The organism is Paraburkholderia fungorum (assembly GCF_046027215.1).
In the GTDB taxonomy this organism is placed as follows: domain Bacteria; phylum Pseudomonadota; class Gammaproteobacteria; order Burkholderiales; family Burkholderiaceae; genus Paraburkholderia; species Paraburkholderia fungorum_D.
On the sequence record NZ_JAQQEN010000001.1, the window covers coordinates 1,493,557 to 1,511,126 of the forward strand.

Below are 17,570 nucleotides of genomic sequence, written 5' to 3' on the forward strand. Positions count from 1 at the left end.
TAGCTAATTAGTGACCGGGTATGTTGTTGGAGACGAAATGAAAAAAATGATGGCGACGCTCGCTGGCGGGTTGAGTCTAGTAAGTTGTTCGGGCTTTGCGCAAAGCGTGCAGCTATATGGAATTGTCGATACGGGTGTGGAATACGTCACGCATGCTAATGCCACTGGCAGCAGCGTTGTAAGGATGCCGGCAATTACGGGATCGACTCCGTCGCGCTGGGGATTGCGTGGGTCCGAACCGCTGGGTAACGGTTATTCGGCGACGTTCAATCTCGAGAACTCGTTCAATCCCAGAGCAGGGGACCTCAATCAAGGTGGACGCCTATTTGGCCGCCAGGCGTGGGTTGGATTGTCGGGCCCGACGGGATCCTGGTTTTTCGGGCGTCAGAATACAGCGACCCTATACACGATTCTTGATAACGATGTCATGGGTCCCGCTATCTATGGAGTCGGGTCCGTGGATGCATATGTTCCCAATGCGCGTAGCGACAATGCGATCGGATACAAAGGTACGTTTCACGACGTCACCCTCGGGGCGACCTATTCTTTTGGCAGAGACGCTGTCGGGGGTAATTCGCCTGGACAAGGCCTATGCGCCGGCTCGGTTCCCGGAGCATTTACGCAATGTCGTCAGTGGACAGCGATGGTCAAGTACGATGGGCCAACGTTCGGCGGTGGGATATCGTATGACGAACAGAGAGGGGGTACTGGAGCAGCCGCAAACTTTTTTGATGGTGTGGCTCCTGAGCAAATCAACCAGCCAACTGATGTCGACTCCCGGCTGCTGCTTGCGGCTCACGTCATTGTCGGCAAGATAAAAGTCGAAGGCGGATGGCTTCATCGCAATACTGAAGCTCATTCTCCAACTCCGGATATTCGCTCCGATATCTTTTTCAGTGGCGTGTCGTTTCAGGTCACGCCTGCGGTGATTGCTGAAGGCGAGGTCATCCGGGTTGTCAATGCGCAACACGATACTCGCGCAACGCTATCCACGGTGCGCGGTATCTACTTGCTTTCCAAACGTACGGCACTGTATGCGCAAGCCGGCTACCTCTGGAATAGCGCGGAAGCCGCGTACACGGTTAGTGCGGGGGGCGGTGGTACGACACCACATCGTGGCGCGAATCAACTTGGCGCCATGATAGGGATGCGGCAATTCTTCTAAGGCTCGACGGCGGCGGTGTTGAATTCATCCGCTCATAAATGCTGTCGCGTTGGCGGATAATCCGCTCGGCACCTCGTCCGTCAGCCGTGGTTTGTCTGCTGCCATTGTTGCCCGGCAGCCTTGCCGCCTGACTGATCTTTACGACCACCGTCGCGCTTTGCGTGACGCTGTTCTCTAAGCGGGCGCTTTACCTTGCGATGGAGATCCTTCGCAGGTGTTGACGTCTTGCCATACATCAGCCAAGAAGGTCAGAAGCCGTGGAGCGAGGCGAACTCTTCGATGGAAGCCTTCGGCATTTGCGGGCGGCGTTTTGCCCAATCCGGATCACCGAACCCCATGGCCATACTGCAGACCACCAACTCCTCCGGAGCGAGAGGCAGATTGGCACGGATAACAGCGTGGTAGCGAGTATGGTGTGGTAAAAAAAATGTGCTGGTCGATAACCAACGAGGCCAAGGCAGCGTCTTTGCGGAAATCGAACAGCACATATTATTCGGCTACAGGGTGCGGAGGAAGGCCATCAGGTCGGGCTGATCACGCCATTGTTTTTGTACTTCGGCATTGCCTTGCACTTCGCATGTCGCCAGCGCCCGCGCCTTTGTTTCCAGGTTGATCTCGGCATAGATGTTGGTCGTCTCCAACGACACGTGCCCAAGCCAGCCGCGTATCGTATTGATGTCGACACCGGCCTGCAGTAGTAGCGAAGCGGTTGTATGCCGAATCACATGTGGGTGCACATTCTTGCCGGCGAGTGACGGCGCGCTGGCTGCAGCACGAATAGCGCAGCGCTTCACCAGAGCATGAATGCCGGAGCGCGTCATCGTCTGGTGGAACCGGTTGAGGAACACAGGTTCGGCGGCGGCCCTGCCTTCAGTCTGTGAGCGCAACGCCTCGATTGTGGATTTCCAGAGCGGGCAGCGGCGATGTTTGTTCCCCTTGCCGACGATGCTGGCCGAACGCGTGTGCCAGTCAATGTCGCCAATCCTGAGCTGCGCGGCTTCGCTTGCACGCGCTCCTGAATTAAACATGAAGAGCAGTAACGCATGTTCGCGCTGCCCCTGTGCTGTATTCATGTCAGAGGCTGCGAGCAGGGCGTCCATTTCCTGCCTGCTAAGGTAGCTGATCTCCGGCCGACTGGTTCTCTTGACGGGAATCAGATGAATCTGTGCCCACCATTCGACGTATTCCGGTGCATGTTCGCCGATGAAACGAGCCAGCGCATGGATGCCGCCGAGCCGCTGATTTCGTGTGCTGACCATACAGTGGCGCTGTTCTTCCATGTGCGTCAGGAACAGGCGGACCATTTGCGCGGAGAGATCATCAACGCTCAGGCGGTCGATCCGTTTGTCGACCTTGGCGGCCAGATACGGAAGCAACAGCATGAGCATGTCGCGGTAACTTTTTTGCGTATTGATGGCAAGGTTACGTTCGCCCACCAGATACTCGATCAGGAACCGCCGGATCCACGGACCCAGCAGAGATGAGTTATTCATGATGCACCTCAAGGAAGTAAGTTTCAAAGCGCGTGCCCGCTTCATTCAGCAACTCGGGCGTCAGAGTGAGGTAGCGCTGGGTGCTCGCGAGATCGATGTGGCCGAGATAGGTGGCCAGTTGCGGTAACAACAGTTGCAACTCCACGCCACCGCGATACCAGGCGATTAGCCGGTGCACTGCGCCTGAGTGCCGCAAATCATGCAGCCTCGGCTGGCAGGACGCACAGCCTTCGCGTTGGATGTTTGCCAGGGCGCGCTGTCGCTGAAAGGCCTTGCACACAGCTTTCTGGGTCACAGGGCGACCATCGCGGAAACAGAAGAACGGCGCAGCCGGTGCCTGCCCAAATCTCTGGTTGCGTTGCCGGGCATAGGTTCGCATCGCACTATTCAGATCTGCGCCTAGCGGAACCAGCCTCGATTTATAGAATTTGCTCTCGTGCACATGCAGGACGGCTTCGTCGAGATTGACGTCCTGCATGGTTAGCCGCAAGGCTTCGCCATGGCGCAGGCAAGCGCCATACAGAATCAGAATGAGTGCACGCAAAACATATGCATCCAGCAGACCGTATGGACTGCATGCCGCCGGAGCCACGTCGAGCAGGTGCTTTAATTCCTGCTGCGAATAGATATAGGGTATCAGCGGTGGCGGCAATTCCGGACTGTAGGGAGAAAGTGGAGAAGCCGAGACATGCCCACGCGAGAGGGCAAAACGAAACAGGCAGTCAAGTACCGACCTTCTCTTGCGCCAATGGTTAGTCAGCGGCCTGTTGCCAGTCAGGAAGTCATGTACATGCCTGAGCGTGACCGACGTCACATCAATGTTGCCATCAACCCGGCGGCAGAATGAGGCAAGCGTGGCCGCTTCGGAATCAAAGCGCATGCCCAACGCCCGTTTGTGGCTCACGTATTGGGCGACAACTTCGGAGAGCGTCATAGCAAACTCCCCAGATCGATTTCGGCCACACGCCTCAGTCCGCTCAGGTCAACCTTCGCATAGGTTCTCGTCGACGAAGCGCTGCGATGGCCGAGATGATCGCCGATCTCCTTCAGGGCAAAACCAGCATCGAGTAAGTGCCGGGCATTGGCATGCCTCAGGCAATGTGCGCCACGCCGCGGGATGTCGATGCCAAGCACTGCGAGACGCGATCGGACAATGTCGCTTACGCGCGCAGGTGACAACGGTCGGATCGGCGCCTCAACCGACAGGAACAGCTCACGATGAGCGCTTCGTGGACGCGCCTCCTTCAAGTAACGCAGAATGGCATTCCCAACTGTTGCCACCAGCGGATATTGCTGTGTGCAACGCTGCTTGGGACGATGGACATGAAGGATCTCGCCGCACCAGTCTATATCCTCCAGACGGAGCAGTACCACCTCGCCGCGCCTCAGTCCGTAGACAACCAGCAGCATGATCATCGCACGGTTGCGTAGATCGATCGCACTGTCGCCGACAAAACTGGCGACGAATCTTTGCACGTCATCCCAATCTGGCCCGAGCGGCAAACCCTCCTCCCTATACACCACGGGTGCTTCAATGCCGCACGCAACGTTGGTGGCCCAGCCTTGTCCTTCTGCATACCGGAAGAAATTGCGCAGCGTGCTCGCAAGCGCGTGCAATGACACTCTGGACCAGCCATGGTTGCCCTGGTACGCGAGGTAGGTGTCGACGTCGTGGATAGTGAGAGCATCAATTGCCCTGTCAGGGCGGCAGACCATCGCCAGAAAATGACCGATCTCATCACGACAGTTTGAAATCGTAGCAGGAGAGAGTCCTCGCTGGTCGCGCATGAAATCGACGTAGTGTTCGACATAGCAAACAAATGGTTCTCTCGTGGGATGCCGTTCCTCCAGACGCCCCAGAAAACACAGCCAGGCCGTGGCGGTATGGATGAACAGAAGCCGCGAGCTGCGGGACTCGTTCGTGCGCTCACTTCGAACGAGACGAATCCGGTGGTCAACCGCAAACGCGATTTCCTCGTGCGTTATTAACCGCGGGCGGGACAGATCCATGCTCTGCGAAAAAACCAGCAGGACCCACGCGATCTTGCGGATCGACTTAGGCGGATAACCCAGTTCCTGACAATGTACGAGGAAGCGTTTCCTGGATTCCACGCAGGGTGCGAGCGTGTGGGCAGCAAGAACATGCGGACGCGTAAAGAGAGTCTCAAACATGATATTCCCCCAATGTTGATCAGTGGAATATCAGTATCAGCCTGAAATTATGTCGCCATAGACGCGTCAACCTGACAGGCAATACAGGGTCATTAAGAGGCACCGCGACATTTTTTTTACCACACCATACTCGTGATTATGGGCTCGAGCCCATAAAAACGAGAAAGGAACCCTTGAGTGCAGGTGTCAAGTCCTCGCGCTTTTGCCGCAAGCATTATGTTCTGAATGAACATGCCGAGATCAAGCCAGCTTCCCTTCTCAAGCCGTCGATCGATCGTGAAGATCAAACCGACGGGCGCGTCGAATAACCGGCAGTTTCGTGCGGTCTGTTCCGCATACCACCGCCGTCATATAGTCGGTCGCGGCGATACAGAATTGACGCTCGGTGACACCTGGGTCGAATTGCTTTGGCTCGACCGCAGGCTCGATCGTGACCAGCGCATCCCGCACGAGTGGCGCCATCTCCAGCGCCCGGATCGTCGGCTCCATCCCTGCAACCGTCCGCACAAACAGCTCATCATTGAGCAACGCCTGCAGTCGCGAGAGCGCATGACTGACTGCTGACGGACTAAGGCAGATCACTTCGCCGGCACGAAGCACATTCCGCTCTCGAATAATGGCGTCAAATACCCGGAGCAGATTCAAATCCAGATTTCTCATTGCGAATGACTACGGTCTTGACGCCGGCAGGTCCATTTGCACTGAAAAAATCACCGTTCCCAATTTGAGTCCAGGATGATGCTGCAAAGGTTCACTCGCTGGAAGCTCTGATCCTTGTAGGCAAGGAAATCATCGTTGAAAGTACCAAATGTGCTGCCAGGCCGATGCTTCATCCCGTGATAAAACGCATCGATCATCTGATGGGCAAAATCGGTGTCACGAGGATAGGCGGAGATTACCGCTTCGCGTTGTTTGTCTGTGAATTGCTCAAAGCCACGTCCGGCCACGTCCATTCCCGCTCCGGCCTGCACCAGGGCGATCTCTGAATGCATGTGTTCTGGGATGCCCGGAGTCGTATGGAGAGCGACGGCGGCCCAAACTTTCTCTATGTCTGCCTCGGAGATCTGATGGCTTCGCAGGAAATCGCGCGCGGCATTTGCGCCATCCACCTCGAAGCGCAGCTGGCTTTCCTGATAGATCGAGGTGAGGCCGAGATCATGGAACATGGCTGCGACGTAGAGTAACTCCGGATCGAACGTCAGACCTTTACGTTGCCCAAGCAGGGCTCCCCAAAAGTAGACGCGAGTAGAGTGGGAAAACAGCAATTCGCTTTCGGTGTCGCGAATGAGTTGCGTCACCTCGCGTGCCAATTTGCTGTCGGGGATCTTTACGTTGAAAATGTCGCTCGTTGCCACGGCTTTATCCTCCGTTATCTGGCTTGTGGTCACTCTATCAGCAGCAGGCCGGCGTCCGCTTCGCCCGTGTCCTCTCCGTTGAGCAGCACACGTCCGAAGACTGACTTTGATGATGCCACTCATTCGAGGCCGGGAAATGCCAGCTAGCGAATCTGAGCGCTGTTCCAATCTGGAACGGCTGCACCATCTAGAACTCGCATCAGATCAGTTCGGCCCATTCACATGGAGAAAAATACGCTTCTCTCGGGTCACAAAACAGTGCCAAGATTGGTTATTTTGAACGTACCATTGGAGATATGACGACCCTCCCCATTGGCCTCGACCGTTCCGGAAGCACATCGCTGTCCGCACAGATCTACTGCGCTATCCGAGATGCGATTGAGACAGGGCAGCTTGTCTCCGGCGCGCGACTTCCTTCCTGGGTGGATCTGGCCGCCCAGCTCGGCGTTTCACGGGGCACCGTGCGTGTGGCCTATGAGCGTCTGATCGACGAGCAATTCGCGATCGGTTTGGGGGCGGCGGGTACTCGCGTAGCCGAACGCCCGAGCCTGCCTGCGGAACCCAGATGGTCACCGGATGCACCGCCTCTTCCGGATCTCTTCCATGACTTCGGCACGGTTCCTTTAACGTTTCAACTGGGCGTGCCCGCCCAGGACGCCTTTCCTTTCAAACTTTGGTCGCGCATCCTGACGCGTGGGGCTCGGCAAGCTGCGGCCGCTCCGGTCGGATACCCGGATCCCCGTGGCGATCCGGACTTGCGAAAGGAGATTGCGGCTTATCTTGGCGTAGCACGAGGCCTTCGATGCAATCCCTCCCAGGTTTTTGTAACGGCAGGGTTCTCTGGTGCTCTCGACCTCGCGATCCGTGGGCTTCGCCTTGAAGGCATGGAAGCATGGATGGAGGACCCCGGCTTTCCGCTCACGCGTACCGCACTCAGCCTGGCCGGCATGACTGTGACAGCAGTGCCAGTCGACGCGGATGGGCTCGATATCGATGCGGGTATTCGGCGTGCGGCAGGAGCAGCCCTCGCAGTCGTGACACCAGGTCAGCAGGCTCCACTCGGGGTGGCAATGTCGCTCCCCCGGCGGCTTGCGCTGCTCGCCTGGGCCCGACGAAACGACGCCTGGATCATTGAGGACGATTACTTAAGTGAGCTCCAGTTGAAAGGGCGGGCAGCGCCCGCTCTTGCATCGCTCGATCAGGACGGACGGGTATTGCACATCGGCAGTTTTAGCAAAACCATCAGCCCGACGCTTCGTTTAGGCTTCCTGGTGGTCCCGTTAGAAATGGCGCGTCGATTCGGCGACATCACAGCGTGCCTGACGCCCGCCCCAGCGGCTTCCATGCAGCACGCTGTGACCGAGTTTCTGCGCGAGGGGCATTATCTTCGTCATCTCCGCCGTATGAAGCGTCTCTATGCCGCGCGACGGGAGGCTCTGCTTCGTTGCCTGGAGGCGGCAGCGTCGGACTCAATGAAAGTGCAGGCGACTGCCGGTATGGCCATCGTGACCTTGCTGCCTGAGTCTGCATCAGACATCGATATCGCTTCGCGAGCCCTGCGATTCGGCCTGGCGCCGGCCCCCCTCTCGCCGTGGTACATGAAGTCTCCCCGACAGCAGGGACTACTGCTCGGCGTGACCAATCTGAATGAACGCAGCCTGCCTGCCGACTGTCGTCGGCTGGTGGAATTGACACGATAGTACTTAGCTTGTTCACCGGCGATATCGTCCGGACCATGCACCGGGCCATGAACGGCATGAACGGCAAGCTAATGGTACATTCCGAATGTGCGTTTTCGGTTCTTTTTAGTGACCCTTGTTAGGCGCAGAATTGCGCAGTTCAATCAAGGAGTTCCTTATGAAGACCGCACGCATTTTGCTGCCCTTGCTGGTAGCCGTCGGGCTCACATTTGCTGATGTGTCTGTTGCCGCAGACAACGCCGGCGACAGCGTGAAGCCCAATTTTTCACACGCCATTCCGAACATTCCCGGCAAGTCTCTCGTTGCCGTGGAGGTTTCGTATCCGCCGGGCGGTGCTTCGTTGCCGCACCGTCATGCTCACTCGGCCTTCATCTATGCCTACGTCGTTTCAGGCCGCGTAGTGAGCCAGGTGAATGGGCAACCGGCGCGTACCTACAGCGCAGGTGAATCCTTCTTTGAAGCACCGGGAGCCCATCATCAGGTCAGCAGCAATGCGAGCCAGACTGAGCCGGCGAAATTACTCGCAGTCTTCGTCGTTGATAGCAATGACAAGGCTCTTACAACTACCGACAAATAAGAGTCCGAAATGACACAGCGACTGAACTATGAGAAAGCTTCGCCTGGCGGAGTTGCAGCATTCGGAAGTGTCTATGGCTACATCATGAGGTCCGGACTCGACGAGGTTCTCGTCGATCTGGTCTATCTGCGCGTTAGTCAGATCAATGGATGCGCCTATTGCATCGACATGCACACTCGCGATTTGATTAGAAGGGGAGTCAAGGTCGACAAGATCGTTCTGGTTCCGGTGTGGCACGAGGCGCAAGCGCTCTTTAGCGATCAGGAAAAGGCGGCACTGGCATGGACCGAGTCCGTGACGCGGGTGGCCCAATCCGGCGTGTCGGACCAAGCCTTTCAGGTAGCAATCGACGTATTCAGCGAAAAGGAACTGGCTGACCTGACAATGGCTATTGGCTTGATGAACGCCTACAACCGCTTGGCCATCAGCTTCCGCAACACGCCTGAAGCCGCTCGTGCAAAAAGCGACTAATTGGGGAAGAGCTAAGGAAGGTCGAACTCATCTCGGGACCGCGCTCACCGTTTGCGTTCCTGAGTCGAGCTGGGTGTGGAAGATCTGCATGAGCGGGGGAGCGAGGCGACGGCGAGGTTAGCGGACACCGCCATCGGCAATGTCAGCGCCGACATGGCTGCGGCGCCGATCCGTGTTTCTGAAGTGTCGAGAAATGCAATATAAGGCATAAATGCCGGCGCGCCTTCCGGACAACCGCATAATATGGCGACTTATGCGGCAATATATTGCATTATGCGTGTTAGGTTCGTCGTGGCGGCCCAGATCTCCTTGAAATGAGTGGTGGCCGGGTGCCTTTGGATGTCTTACCAGTAGCGACCTGAAGGATGACCGCGCCAGGATCGGCGCAGGTGTTCTGGCGCGTCGCAATGGAGCGCTCGCAACCCCGCGTAGCAACCAGTATTTCGCAGGGGTCTCCTACGACAATAGCCCGGCCTTGAACCTGGCAGCCGAGGGCTACTATCTGGACTACCGCCACAGTGACAACAAGGCGTGGCTCGGAGCAGTGCGCGGAATCTACCAGTTGTCCAAGCGTACCTCGATCTACCTGACTGCCGGCTATATCGACAACGGTGGGCAGCTCAATCTGTCGGTCAGCGGCGGCGCGACGGGCGCGAATTCCGTCGCAGGCGGGAACCAGTTTGGCGTGACGGCTGGTATCAAGCAGATGTTCTAAGGCGAAATCGCCGGCCGGTGAACTGGACCGGTACCCATCGATTAGCAATCTCAGGGCGGTAATCTGCGGTGGGTGCGGGCCGGAGAACGTTTTCTTCACCGAGTCGTGCAACGAGCAACGCGACGAGCCGCACAAGATGTTCTTCCCGCCATGTCGGCTCGCTCACTGCGATGGCAATCGCAGTGAGCGAACTTTCAGGCATTTACTGCACAGTTTTTGCAGGCATATTGGTGTCGTCAGGCGTCATATTGGGCATATCCATGCGAGCCGTGTTGGCGCTCTTGCTCATGTCACCAGGAACCCGGTTCCATGGGCTCGAGACAGGTTCGCTGTGGTACGTCATCCCGGCGGTCGCGGCACCGTGAGCGCCGCCACCGCCACTTCCACCGTTGCCATTGCCACCAGCCTGTGCAAACGTCGCAGCGCAGGCGCAGAGTGAGGCGACAGCGACACGGGCGATCAGAACTTTTAACGCTAACTTTTCCATGTTATTTCTCCAGCGATTTCGGCGCATGGCGTAGCTGCGTCGAACTCTCATATACCGCTAACGGCTGGCTGATTGCGCAGCGGCGAAGCGCAATCAGTTGCTGGGGCCTGAACAGACAGCCATATGCTGCATTCAGGCACGAGGCATGTTGGTAAGTCGTGGCATGTCACCGAAAATGACACCGCCGGACTGAATTCGAACAGCTGACGGTGCGCGCCGGCTCGGCTATTTCGGCATCAGAACCTTGTCGACTACCATGATGACGCCATTGCTCTGGGTGACGTCGTAGGTCGATATGTCGGCAGTGTGGCCAGCAGCGTCCATTACAACGATGTTGTGCGGACCGTTTTCAGTGAACGTCAGCGGCTCTCCATTGACTGTTTTCAGTTCTGCCTTGCCGCCACCCGCCTTGATGGCCTCGTCGAGCTTGCGGAAGTCGTAGCGCCCGGGAATGACGTGGTACGTCAGGATGCTGGTCAACATCGCCTTGTTTTCAGGCTTCACGAGTGTATCGACCGTGCCCGCCGGCAATGCGGCAAAGGCCTCATTCGTCGGCGCAAACACGGTGAACGGGCCCGGGCTCTTTAACGTATCCACGAGACCTGCAGCTTTGACCGCGGTAACGAGCGTGGTGTGGTCGGCCGAGTTCACCGCGTTATCCACGATGTCTTTGGCCGGGTACATGGCCTGACCGCCTACCATGACGGTGCCGCCGGCGGCAAAGGCGCCCGAAACAGCTGCCGACAATGCGGCAGCCACCAAGAGAGTCCTGTATTTCATTGCGTACTCCTCCTGAGTTGCCATGCGTGATTGCGTGGCCCTGACCGCATATACGGGGAATACGCGCGACTGGATTCGAAGCTGGATGCCCACGATAATTTCGAGTCGCCCCACCTAGGGTGGAGGCGGCGTTGTCAGATAGACTATCTGTCAGGAGCCATTCAACGCGACGGAGAAAGACATGACAAACGCATCCGGGGCGAACGCCAGCCAGCAGGCACCTTTGTCGGAGGCGCTACGCGTTTTGGCAGAGTATCTTGAGTTGTCGCTCGACGCAGGTGCGAGCCTGGTGGTCATGCGTCACACCAGCGAGACCGCCACCCTGTATATAGGCGACGCAACGGGGCCGCGAGAGGATCTGAAGCGGCGTGGAACGGTTACAGCAGCGCTTGCCAGCGAAATCCTCGACGTGACGCGAGCCGGGGCGAACCTGATCGAAATTGACGGCCGAACGTACCGCTTCTTTCGCAGCTTTGCGCACATCGACGACGTTGCGGCGGTCGTATTTTCTTCCACTTAGCGGAACAGTATCGCGTGGGGCAGTGGGGCACCCGCGCGGGAGCGTAATCGCCTCGTCCAATCACCGCCGTTGGCGGCATTGGAAATGCCTTGCGCCAAACCCCCGAACATTCGGCGACGGTGACTTATGAGGCAGGTGTCATGAACCGCTCTGAATTTCTCCAGACCACGCGACAACTGGCTGCAGCCGCCGAGATCCTGGCGAAGGCGGGTCCCGAGGATTCGCGATTCGACGCGTTCGAGATGCTGGCGTTCTTTCGCAGGTACGACCACCCTGGTCCCGGTTTGAACGTCGCAGCGACATCCGACGACGAACTGTTCGTGCGCACGGGCCACGCCGCTCTGACCATGGCTGGACGCAATGAGTTTGCAGCCTCACATGCGCTTCTCAAGCAGGCGCTGTCGCTGTTGCCCGCGCGGATGTAAGTCGCTACGCCTCGCGCCGCGCAGCCTGCTCACGTATTGCGGCTACGAATCTGTCCGCGCTCCACCATTCTGTCAGCGCCCGACGGAATAAATCCTGCTGGCTCTCCGGTGCAAGGCCGCCCTGCGGCGGGTCTCTGTCGAGGTTCGTCGGAAACGGATAGCCTTCGGCACACGATGCAATCACCGCGTCGGCATTTTCTCGCGTGATGCTCTCCGACCGCATTCGTTCCAGCAGGACCGGATAGAGCGCTTCGCACATCTTCGTGCGGTTCAGCGACTCCATCGCGCGGCCATAGGCCGAGGAAATCTGCAGGAGATTGGCCATGCGCTGAACAGAGGCCGTCCGGTTCGAGCCGGCTGCGTGAAAGAGCGCGGGATTGAAGAACAGCGCATCGCCTTTTTCGAGCGGCAGTTGTACATAATGCGTTTCAAAGTAGTCGCGAAAGTCCTGACGACGCCATGCAAGGTAACCCTCCGCATAGCGCTGCGAGAAAGGTAGCAGCTTGGTCGGCCCGCTTTCCACTGGCATGTCACTGTGAGCAATCGCGCCTTGCAGCGTGAGGAAAGGGGACATCGCGTGAACGTGTGCCGGATAGCGCTCGGCTTGCGCCACGGTTTGAAATCCAAGGTGGTAATCGCGGTGTGCCTGTTGCGCCTGTCCGCCGGGACGGACGACGTTGACCTGCGACGTCATCTGGAAATGCGGACCCAGCCACGCTTCAGCGATGGCGCAAAGCGCGGTATTCGCGAAGTAGCTGGCGAACACCGCGGGAGCGCGCAGGCAAAGCTTTTCCTGCGCATTCCAGATCCGGTCGTTCGCGCCTGCCTTCGCGAAGTGATCCGCCGCGGCGCCGCCTGCTTCCCGCTCCTCGCGGATGATCCACTCAAACACCTTGGTCGCCTCGTCGAGCGGTGCGGTGTCGGCGTAAGCCCACTTCAGTACCAGCACCCCCGCGCCCGCGTTCAATACGTTTGCCCATTCGGCCTGCAGGTCCGCGCGCTGCGATGCATTTTCTAAGGCGTCACCCAGTTCGCGGCAGTCGTACAGCGGAACATGCTCGACTGTATTACTGGAAAACCGCAGCCCGCCACGTTCCGGACGAGGCTCAAGTGCCGCGACGAATTCCCGCAGCGAACAATCCTGCTCGCGGTACCCATTACGTACCCGATCTTCGTGACGCGGCTCAATAGCACTCATGGCGTCTCCTTCTAGTGATACCGCAACAATAATCCTCCAGCGGGTGCGCAACAATCTACGTCAGGCGCGTCTGCTTCCCGCGCGACCGCGTTGCGGCGGCCGCGCGACGCGAAGCTCGGCCAGATCGAGGAAGAAGTTCCTGTTGTCGGCTACGCGTTCGATCATGAAGTCGATGAAAGTTCTCACGCGTAGCGACTGCTCAGTTCGATGTCCGTAGTAAATGTAGATGGTGCCGTATTCGGTGACGTGCTGCGTCAGCAACGGCACGAGCCGGCCGCTTCTGATGTGAGGCGTGGCGTTGAAGCTGCCCAGCTGGCCGATGCCGAGGCCCGATAGCACCGCCTGCGTTTCCATCTCCGTGTCGTTCACGCAGATCGTGGGAGGCACATCGCGATAGACGATTTCGTCGCCCACCCGGAACTGCCACGATGCGAGCTTGCCGGTGTTGGCTCGCCGATACCCCGTGCAGCGGTGCTGATTCAGTTCCTCAATGGTGCGCGGCGCGCCGTGCCGCTCGATATATTCCGGCGATGCGCAAATGATCAGCTGAATGGGGACGAGCCGGCGGGCAATCGAGCCGCCCGAAGGCGGCGGCCCGCCGCGGAAACCCACATCGGAGCGTTCAGTCACGAGATCGGTAAAGTGGTCGTCGAATTGCGCTTCGAGTTGCACATCCGGGTGCAACCGCGCGAATTCCTCGAAGTAGGGCCACAGGACCGGGAGCCCCAACGCTCGCGGCGCGCTCACGCGAAGCAGGCCGCCCACCTCTTCCTTTGAGCGCCGGGCCTCGTTGAGGGCGGACGAGAAAACGGCGAGCGCCGGCTTCACGCTGTCGAAAAGCCGCTGACCTTCTTCTGTCAGGCTCAGCTTGCGCGTGGTCCGATGAAAGAGCCGCACGCCCAGTTCCTTCTCCAGCTGCATCACCGCATGGCTCGCGGCCTGTGGCGAGATGCCCTGGTCGACTGCCGCGCGCCGCAGGCTCCCAAGCGTCGCGGCGCGTACGAAAGTGGCGATTGCACGGATTTCGTTCATCGACGGCGCCTCTGATTCGCAAATAAAGATTGATTATTAGTCTAGCAATGGACGGCTAGTTTGCGTCAATCGCTCCTCGTACCATGGCATCACTTTCACAGCACACGTAGGAGATACATCATGGCTGACATCCGGAACGGCGGCTTCAGGCGGGTATGGTTCATCACCGGTGCGTCGCGGGGCATTGGCGCGCTGATCGCCGAGGCAGCGCTCGCGGACGGTAACGCGGTCGTGGCAGCGGGGCGCAACGTCGGGGCGATCATCGAGCGTCTCGGCAACTCGCCCGCTCTGCTACCGGTCGAGCTAGACGTGACTGACGAGGCACAGGCCAGGGCGGCGGTCGAGACCGCGGTGGAAAAATTCGGCCGCATCGACGTGCTGATCAACAACGCGGGCTTCGGCCTTCTGGGCGCGGTGGAGGAATCGGCCGACAAGGACGTCCGGCGCATGTACGACACGAACGTGTTCGGCTTGCTGAACGTCACGCGTGCCGTGTTGCCGGTGATGCGCGCGAACCGCTCGGGCCACGTGATCAACATTTCGTCGATTGGCGGCTATCGCGCTGGGGCGGGATTTGGGGTGTACTCGTCGACCAAGTTCGCCGTCGAAGGCATCACCGAAGCGCTGCAAGTGGAGCTGAAGCCGCTCGGCATTCATGCGACGGTGGTCGAGCCCGGCTATTTCCGCACGGACTTTCTGGATGGGTCGTCGCTGATCGTGGCGCCGGACGTGATCGACGACTACGACGAAACCTCGGGTGCGGTTCGGCGCGTCGCCGCGCAAATGAATCACAACCAGCCCGGCGACCCGAAGAAGCTCGCGGCCGCGATGGTTACGCTGGTCGATGCGCCGACCCCGCCGTTGCGCCTGCCGCTCGGCACGGACACGCTGGCCGCCATCGCTGCGAAAAACACCTATGTGACCGAGGAAACGGAAGCCTGGCGGAAGTTGGCGGCATCGACGGATTTCGCCGAGCAGCAGTCCTGAAGCCGCTTATCAGACAGTGGCCGTCTGGAACACGCGCGGATCGAACTGCTTCGTCTGCTCGAACAGACGGCTCGTTTGGTCGCGGCTGGACGGCCGCAAACTCAGCGCGACAGCAACGAGACGGTCGCAATCCCCAATACGGTCATGAGAAGCGACGCCGCCACGTGAATGACGATTTCGCCGGCCGCCCAGCCGAGCCGGCCGTCCTGCAGGCGTTGCACGACTTCCGCTGAAAAAGTCGAGAAGGTGGACAGACCGCCCATTAAGCCGGTGATGACGAAGAGCCGCCATTCGGGCGCGATTTGCGGCGCTCGTGCGAACCCCGCGACCGCCACGCCGATGACGTAGCCGGCAATGACGTTAGCAGCGAAGGTGCCGAGCGGCAGGCCGGCGAAGAGGCCGTTCAGACGGATACCGAGGACCCAGCGGAATAGCGAACCGAGGGCGCCGCCGATGCCGACGGCAAGAATGGACAGATACATGCGAAGTGCCCTTGCAAGGCCTAAAGATCGACAAACCGGGCTGAGTCGGGACGCGCCGCCGCGTCCGCAGTCATCCGGGCGAAGCAGGCATCATCAGCCACAAGGGCGGTTAATGGAGAATGCCATCTCCAACTGACAAGTCTATCACCGGCGAGCACATGTGGGGACAGGTGGGCGCGGGCCGCGCGAACGGACCTGCGGCGCTCTGCATCTGTTCCGGCGTGATCTAGACTGAATACAGTGCCTGCGATGATTCGCTGCCGTTTTCGCGGGAGGCCCGCCATGCTAAAGGGTTACCAGATCACCTTCTATACCGAGCAGAACCGGCGCCATGGCCATCAACTGGTCGTGGAGTGGTTGTTGTCGATCGCGAAGCACGCGGGCATTCACGGCGCGACCGTCGTGGCGGCGGCCGAAGGCGTTGGCCATGCGGGCGAGCACCATGCGGCGCGCTTTTTCGAACTGGCGGATCAACCGCAGCAGGTGATTTTTGCGGTCACCGAGGCGGAAGCCGACGCGCTCATGGAAGCCGTACGACAGGGCGGCGTGCCGGTGTTCTGCACGCGTTGCCCCATCGAATTCGGCATGCTCGGCGGCGAAGGGGACGCGAAACCGCCTACCCGGCGCTGATTCTGCGTTTCTGCTGCTGACGCCTCAACCGATGCTTTCGCGCTCCGGCGTCGCCGAAATCCTGTGAATCGACAGGTCGGCGCCGTTGTATTCGTCTTCCTGGTCGAGCCGCAATCCCACCGTCAGGCGAATCGCCCCATACACCAGCGTGCCGCCGAGCAACGCCACCGCGATGCCGCCCAGCGTGCCGACCAGCTGCGCGCCGAACGACACGCCGCCCAGCCCGCCGAGCGCGCGCACGCCGAAAATACCCGCAGCCAGTCCACCCCATGCACCGCACAGACCGTGCAGGGGCCACACGCCGAGCACGTCGTCGATGCGCCAGCGGTTCTGTACGCAGGTGAACATGTAGACGAACAGCGCGCCCGCGATGCCGCCCGTCACCAGCGCGCCGAGCGGATGCATCACGTCGGAGCCGGCGCACACCGCGACCAGTCCGGCGAGCGGGCCGTTGTACGTGAAGCCCGGGTCGTTGCGGCCCGCGAGCCACGCCGTCAGCGTGCCGCCGACCATCGCCATCAGCGAATTGACGGCGACGAGACCGCTGATCTTGTCGATGGTCTGCGCGCTCATCACGTTAAAGCCAAACCAGCCGACCGCCAGCACCCACGCACCCAGCGCGAGGAACGGAATATTCGACGGCGGATGCGCGGCGATGCCGCCGTCGCGGTGATAGCGGCCATGGCGCGCGCCGAGCAGCAGCACGGCCGGCAATGCCACCCAGCCGCCGAACGCATGCACCACCACCGAGCCGGCGAAGTCGTGAAAGGGGACGCCGAACACGTGCGCGAGCCATGTCTGGATACCGAAGCGGTCGTTCCACGCGATCCCTTCGAAGAACGGATAGATGAAGCCCACCAGCACGAAGGTCGCGAACAGCTGCGGATTGAATTTCGAGCGCTCGGCGATGCCGCCCGAGACGATCGCCGGAATCGCTGCTGCAAAGGTCAGCAGGAAGAAGAAGCGCACCAGCGCATAGCCGTTGTGCGCGGCAAGCGATTCAGCATTGCCGAAGAATTGCACGCCATAGGCGATGGTGTAGCCAATGAAGAAATACGCGATCGTGGAGACGGAGAAGTCCACCAGAATCTTGACCAGCGCGTTGACCTGATTCTTTTTACGGACCGTGCCGAGTTCAAGGAACGCGAAGCCTGCGTGCATGGCCAGCACCATGGCGGCCCCCAGCAAGAGGAAGAGGGTATCCGTGCCGGTTTTCAAGCTATCCATCAATGTTTCCCGCTTAGGCCAAAAAAGCGGGCAGTGAATGCAAGAAGTGGGCCAAAGTTGTGCCGACTCGCGTTGATCAGGTGCAAAGTCGCACCGGAATGGGATATTTCGAATGGGTTATCGGGCGAATGAACCGCCGCCTGTGCACCGCGAA

19 protein-coding genes, 3 pseudogenes and 1 riboswitch are annotated in these 17,570 nt (G+C 59.4%); of the genes and pseudogenes, 9 read left to right on the forward strand and 13 right to left on the reverse strand.

Annotation, left to right across the window (positions count from 1 at the left end; all coding sequences use genetic code 11):
- Positions 1–37: 37 nt before the first annotated feature.
- Entirely contained in the window at positions 38–1,165 is a 1,128-nt protein-coding gene (locus tag PQR27_RS06640; protein WP_408522923.1) for a porin, read from the forward strand.
- A gap of 497 nt (positions 1,166–1,662) precedes the next feature.
- Here PQR27_RS06640 and PQR27_RS06645 read toward each other — a convergent pair whose 3' ends face one another.
- The 6 genes and pseudogenes from PQR27_RS06645 to PQR27_RS06670 form a co-directional block, all read right to left on the reverse strand.
- Positions 1,663–2,658, reverse strand: a complete 996-nt coding sequence (locus PQR27_RS06645; RefSeq protein WP_063500947.1) for a tyrosine-type recombinase/integrase — start codon at positions 2,656–2,658, stop codon at positions 1,663–1,665.
- Positions 2,651–3,592, reverse strand: coding sequence for a tyrosine-type recombinase/integrase (locus tag PQR27_RS06650; protein ID WP_408522924.1), 942 nt, complete (start codon positions 3,590–3,592; stop codon positions 2,651–2,653). Before PQR27_RS06650 ends, PQR27_RS06645 begins: the two co-directional genes overlap by 8 nt.
- A complete protein-coding gene (locus PQR27_RS06655) occupies positions 3,589–4,830 on the reverse strand; it encodes a tyrosine-type recombinase/integrase (RefSeq protein ID WP_046564875.1) in 1,242 nt (413 codons plus the stop codon). The genes PQR27_RS06650 and PQR27_RS06655 overlap by 4 nt, the downstream gene beginning before the upstream one ends.
- A 146-nt stretch (positions 4,831–4,976) precedes the next feature.
- Positions 4,977–5,165 (reverse strand): annotated as a pseudogene (locus PQR27_RS06660) (nitroreductase family protein); the annotation flags it as partial.
- Complete coding sequence (locus PQR27_RS06665) at positions 5,089–5,490, reverse strand: LysR family transcriptional regulator (protein ID WP_408522925.1); 402 nt, start codon at positions 5,488–5,490, stop codon at positions 5,089–5,091. The gene PQR27_RS06665 and the pseudogene PQR27_RS06660, both read right to left, overlap by 77 nt.
- Positions 5,491–5,540: 50 nt before the next feature.
- Positions 5,541–6,185, reverse strand: coding sequence for an HD domain-containing protein (locus PQR27_RS06670; protein WP_408522926.1), 645 nt, complete (start codon positions 6,183–6,185; stop codon positions 5,541–5,543).
- Between the two features lie 296 nt (positions 6,186–6,481).
- On the opposite strand from PQR27_RS06670, the gene pdxR reads away from it, so the two are divergent.
- The 4 genes and pseudogenes from pdxR to PQR27_RS06690 all read left to right on the forward strand — a co-directional run.
- Positions 6,482–7,885: a MocR-like pyridoxine biosynthesis transcription factor PdxR gene (gene pdxR / locus PQR27_RS06675; protein WP_408522927.1), complete on the forward strand. Its 1,404-nt coding sequence runs from the start codon at positions 6,482–6,484 to the stop codon at positions 7,883–7,885.
- Positions 7,886–8,042: 157 nt separating this feature from the next.
- Positions 8,043–8,462 (forward strand): cupin domain-containing protein, encoded by a 420-nt coding sequence (locus PQR27_RS06680; protein ID WP_408522928.1) that lies wholly within the window; start codon positions 8,043–8,045, stop codon positions 8,460–8,462.
- A gap of 9 nt (positions 8,463–8,471) precedes the next feature.
- Positions 8,472–8,933 carry a carboxymuconolactone decarboxylase family protein gene (locus PQR27_RS06685; RefSeq protein WP_408522929.1) on the forward strand — a complete coding sequence of 154 codons (462 nt, stop codon included), beginning with the start codon at positions 8,472–8,474 and terminating at the stop codon, positions 8,931–8,933.
- A gap of 325 nt (positions 8,934–9,258) precedes the next feature.
- A pseudogene (locus PQR27_RS06690) lies at positions 9,259–9,648 on the forward strand (porin); the annotation flags it as partial.
- Between the two features lie 25 nt (positions 9,649–9,673).
- On the opposite strand, the pseudogene PQR27_RS06695 reads toward PQR27_RS06690, so the two are convergent.
- The 3 genes and pseudogenes from PQR27_RS06695 to PQR27_RS06705 form a co-directional block, all read right to left on the reverse strand.
- Positions 9,674–9,832, reverse strand: a pseudogene (locus tag PQR27_RS06695) (DNA polymerase Y family protein); the annotation flags it as partial.
- A gap of 18 nt (positions 9,833–9,850) precedes the next feature.
- Positions 9,851–10,135 (reverse strand): hypothetical protein, encoded by a 285-nt coding sequence (locus tag PQR27_RS06700; RefSeq protein WP_408522930.1) that lies wholly within the window; start codon positions 10,133–10,135, stop codon positions 9,851–9,853.
- A gap of 225 nt (positions 10,136–10,360) precedes the next feature.
- On the reverse strand, positions 10,361–10,915 hold the full coding sequence (locus PQR27_RS06705) for a fasciclin domain-containing protein (protein ID WP_408525427.1): 555 nt from the start codon (positions 10,913–10,915) through the stop codon (positions 10,361–10,363).
- Positions 10,916–11,096: 181 nt separating this feature from the next.
- On the opposite strand from PQR27_RS06705, the gene PQR27_RS06710 reads away from it, so the two are divergent.
- Positions 11,097–11,435 carry a hypothetical protein gene (locus PQR27_RS06710; protein ID WP_408522932.1) on the forward strand — a complete coding sequence of 113 codons (339 nt, stop codon included), beginning with the start codon at positions 11,097–11,099 and terminating at the stop codon, positions 11,433–11,435.
- Between the two features lie 140 nt (positions 11,436–11,575).
- Entirely contained in the window at positions 11,576–11,860 is a 285-nt protein-coding gene (locus PQR27_RS06715) for a hypothetical protein (RefSeq protein WP_408522933.1), read from the forward strand.
- 4 nt (positions 11,861–11,864) lie between these two features.
- Here PQR27_RS06715 and PQR27_RS06720 read toward each other — a convergent pair whose 3' ends face one another.
- Together PQR27_RS06720 and PQR27_RS06725 are read right to left on the reverse strand one after the other, a co-directional pair.
- Positions 11,865–13,058 (reverse strand): phytanoyl-CoA dioxygenase family protein, encoded by a 1,194-nt coding sequence (locus PQR27_RS06720; protein ID WP_408525429.1) that lies wholly within the window; start codon positions 13,056–13,058, stop codon positions 11,865–11,867.
- A gap of 60 nt (positions 13,059–13,118) precedes the next feature.
- Positions 13,119–14,090, reverse strand: a complete 972-nt coding sequence (locus tag PQR27_RS06725) for a LysR family transcriptional regulator (protein WP_408522934.1) — start codon at positions 14,088–14,090, stop codon at positions 13,119–13,121.
- 120 nt (positions 14,091–14,210) lie between these two features.
- Between PQR27_RS06725 and PQR27_RS06730 the strand changes: the two genes are divergently transcribed.
- Complete coding sequence (locus PQR27_RS06730; protein WP_408522935.1) at positions 14,211–15,077, forward strand: oxidoreductase; 867 nt, start codon at positions 14,211–14,213, stop codon at positions 15,075–15,077.
- A 101-nt stretch (positions 15,078–15,178) separates the two neighbouring features.
- On the opposite strand, the gene crcB is transcribed toward PQR27_RS06730, so the two are convergent.
- Entirely contained in the window at positions 15,179–15,559 is a 381-nt protein-coding gene (gene crcB / locus PQR27_RS06735; RefSeq protein ID WP_408522936.1) for a fluoride efflux transporter CrcB, read from the reverse strand.
- Between the two features lie 77 nt (positions 15,560–15,636).
- A riboswitch (Fluoride riboswitch) is annotated at positions 15,637–15,698 on the reverse strand.
- A gap of 143 nt (positions 15,699–15,841) precedes the next feature.
- On the opposite strand from crcB, the gene PQR27_RS06740 reads away from it, so the two are divergent.
- Positions 15,842–16,189 (forward strand): putative PII-like signaling protein, encoded by a 348-nt coding sequence (locus tag PQR27_RS06740; protein WP_408522937.1) that lies wholly within the window; start codon positions 15,842–15,844, stop codon positions 16,187–16,189.
- A gap of 24 nt (positions 16,190–16,213) precedes the next feature.
- Here the strand turns inward: PQR27_RS06740 and PQR27_RS06745 are convergent, their stop codons facing one another.
- Positions 16,214–17,416, reverse strand: a complete 1,203-nt coding sequence (locus PQR27_RS06745; RefSeq protein ID WP_408522938.1) for an ammonium transporter — start codon at positions 17,414–17,416, stop codon at positions 16,214–16,216.
- Positions 17,417–17,570: the final 154 nt, after the last annotated feature.

Excerpts from the sequence above, each read along its gene's own strand:
- PQR27_RS06640 (WP_408522923.1), top strand. The coding sequence starts at position 38 with ATGAAAAAAATGATGGCGACGCTCGCTGGCGGGTTGAGTCTAGTAAGT.
- PQR27_RS06645 (WP_063500947.1), bottom strand. The coding sequence starts at position 2,658 with ATGAATAACTCATCTCTGCTGGGTCCGTGGATCCGGCGGTTCCTGATC.
- PQR27_RS06650 (WP_408522924.1), bottom strand. The coding sequence starts at position 3,592 with ATGACGCTCTCCGAAGTTGTCGCCCAATACGTGAGCCACAAACGGGCG.
- PQR27_RS06655 (WP_046564875.1), bottom strand. The coding sequence starts at position 4,830 with ATGTTTGAGACTCTCTTTACGCGTCCGCATGTTCTTGCTGCCCACACG.
- PQR27_RS06665 (WP_408522925.1), bottom strand. The coding sequence starts at position 5,490 with ATGAGAAATCTGGATTTGAATCTGCTCCGGGTATTTGACGCCATTATT.
- pdxR (WP_408522927.1), top strand. The coding sequence starts at position 6,482 with ATGACGACCCTCCCCATTGGCCTCGACCGTTCCGGAAGCACATCGCTG.
- PQR27_RS06680 (WP_408522928.1), top strand. The coding sequence starts at position 8,043 with ATGAAGACCGCACGCATTTTGCTGCCCTTGCTGGTAGCCGTCGGGCTC.
- PQR27_RS06685 (WP_408522929.1), top strand. The coding sequence starts at position 8,472 with ATGACACAGCGACTGAACTATGAGAAAGCTTCGCCTGGCGGAGTTGCA.
- PQR27_RS06700 (WP_408522930.1), bottom strand. The coding sequence starts at position 10,135 with ATGGAAAAGTTAGCGTTAAAAGTTCTGATCGCCCGTGTCGCTGTCGCC.
- PQR27_RS06705 (WP_408525427.1), bottom strand. The coding sequence starts at position 10,915 with ATGAAATACAGGACTCTCTTGGTGGCTGCCGCATTGTCGGCAGCTGTT.
- PQR27_RS06710 (WP_408522932.1), top strand. The coding sequence starts at position 11,097 with ATGACAAACGCATCCGGGGCGAACGCCAGCCAGCAGGCACCTTTGTCG.
- PQR27_RS06715 (WP_408522933.1), top strand. The coding sequence starts at position 11,576 with ATGAACCGCTCTGAATTTCTCCAGACCACGCGACAACTGGCTGCAGCC.
- PQR27_RS06720 (WP_408525429.1), bottom strand. The coding sequence starts at position 13,058 with ATGAGTGCTATTGAGCCGCGTCACGAAGATCGGGTACGTAATGGGTAC.
- PQR27_RS06725 (WP_408522934.1), bottom strand. The coding sequence starts at position 14,090 with ATGAACGAAATCCGTGCAATCGCCACTTTCGTACGCGCCGCGACGCTT.
- PQR27_RS06730 (WP_408522935.1), top strand. The coding sequence starts at position 14,211 with ATGGCTGACATCCGGAACGGCGGCTTCAGGCGGGTATGGTTCATCACC.
- crcB (WP_408522936.1), bottom strand. The coding sequence starts at position 15,559 with ATGTATCTGTCCATTCTTGCCGTCGGCATCGGCGGCGCCCTCGGTTCG.
- PQR27_RS06740 (WP_408522937.1), top strand. The coding sequence starts at position 15,842 with ATGCTAAAGGGTTACCAGATCACCTTCTATACCGAGCAGAACCGGCGC.
- PQR27_RS06745 (WP_408522938.1), bottom strand. The coding sequence starts at position 17,416 with ATGGATAGCTTGAAAACCGGCACGGATACCCTCTTCCTCTTGCTGGGG.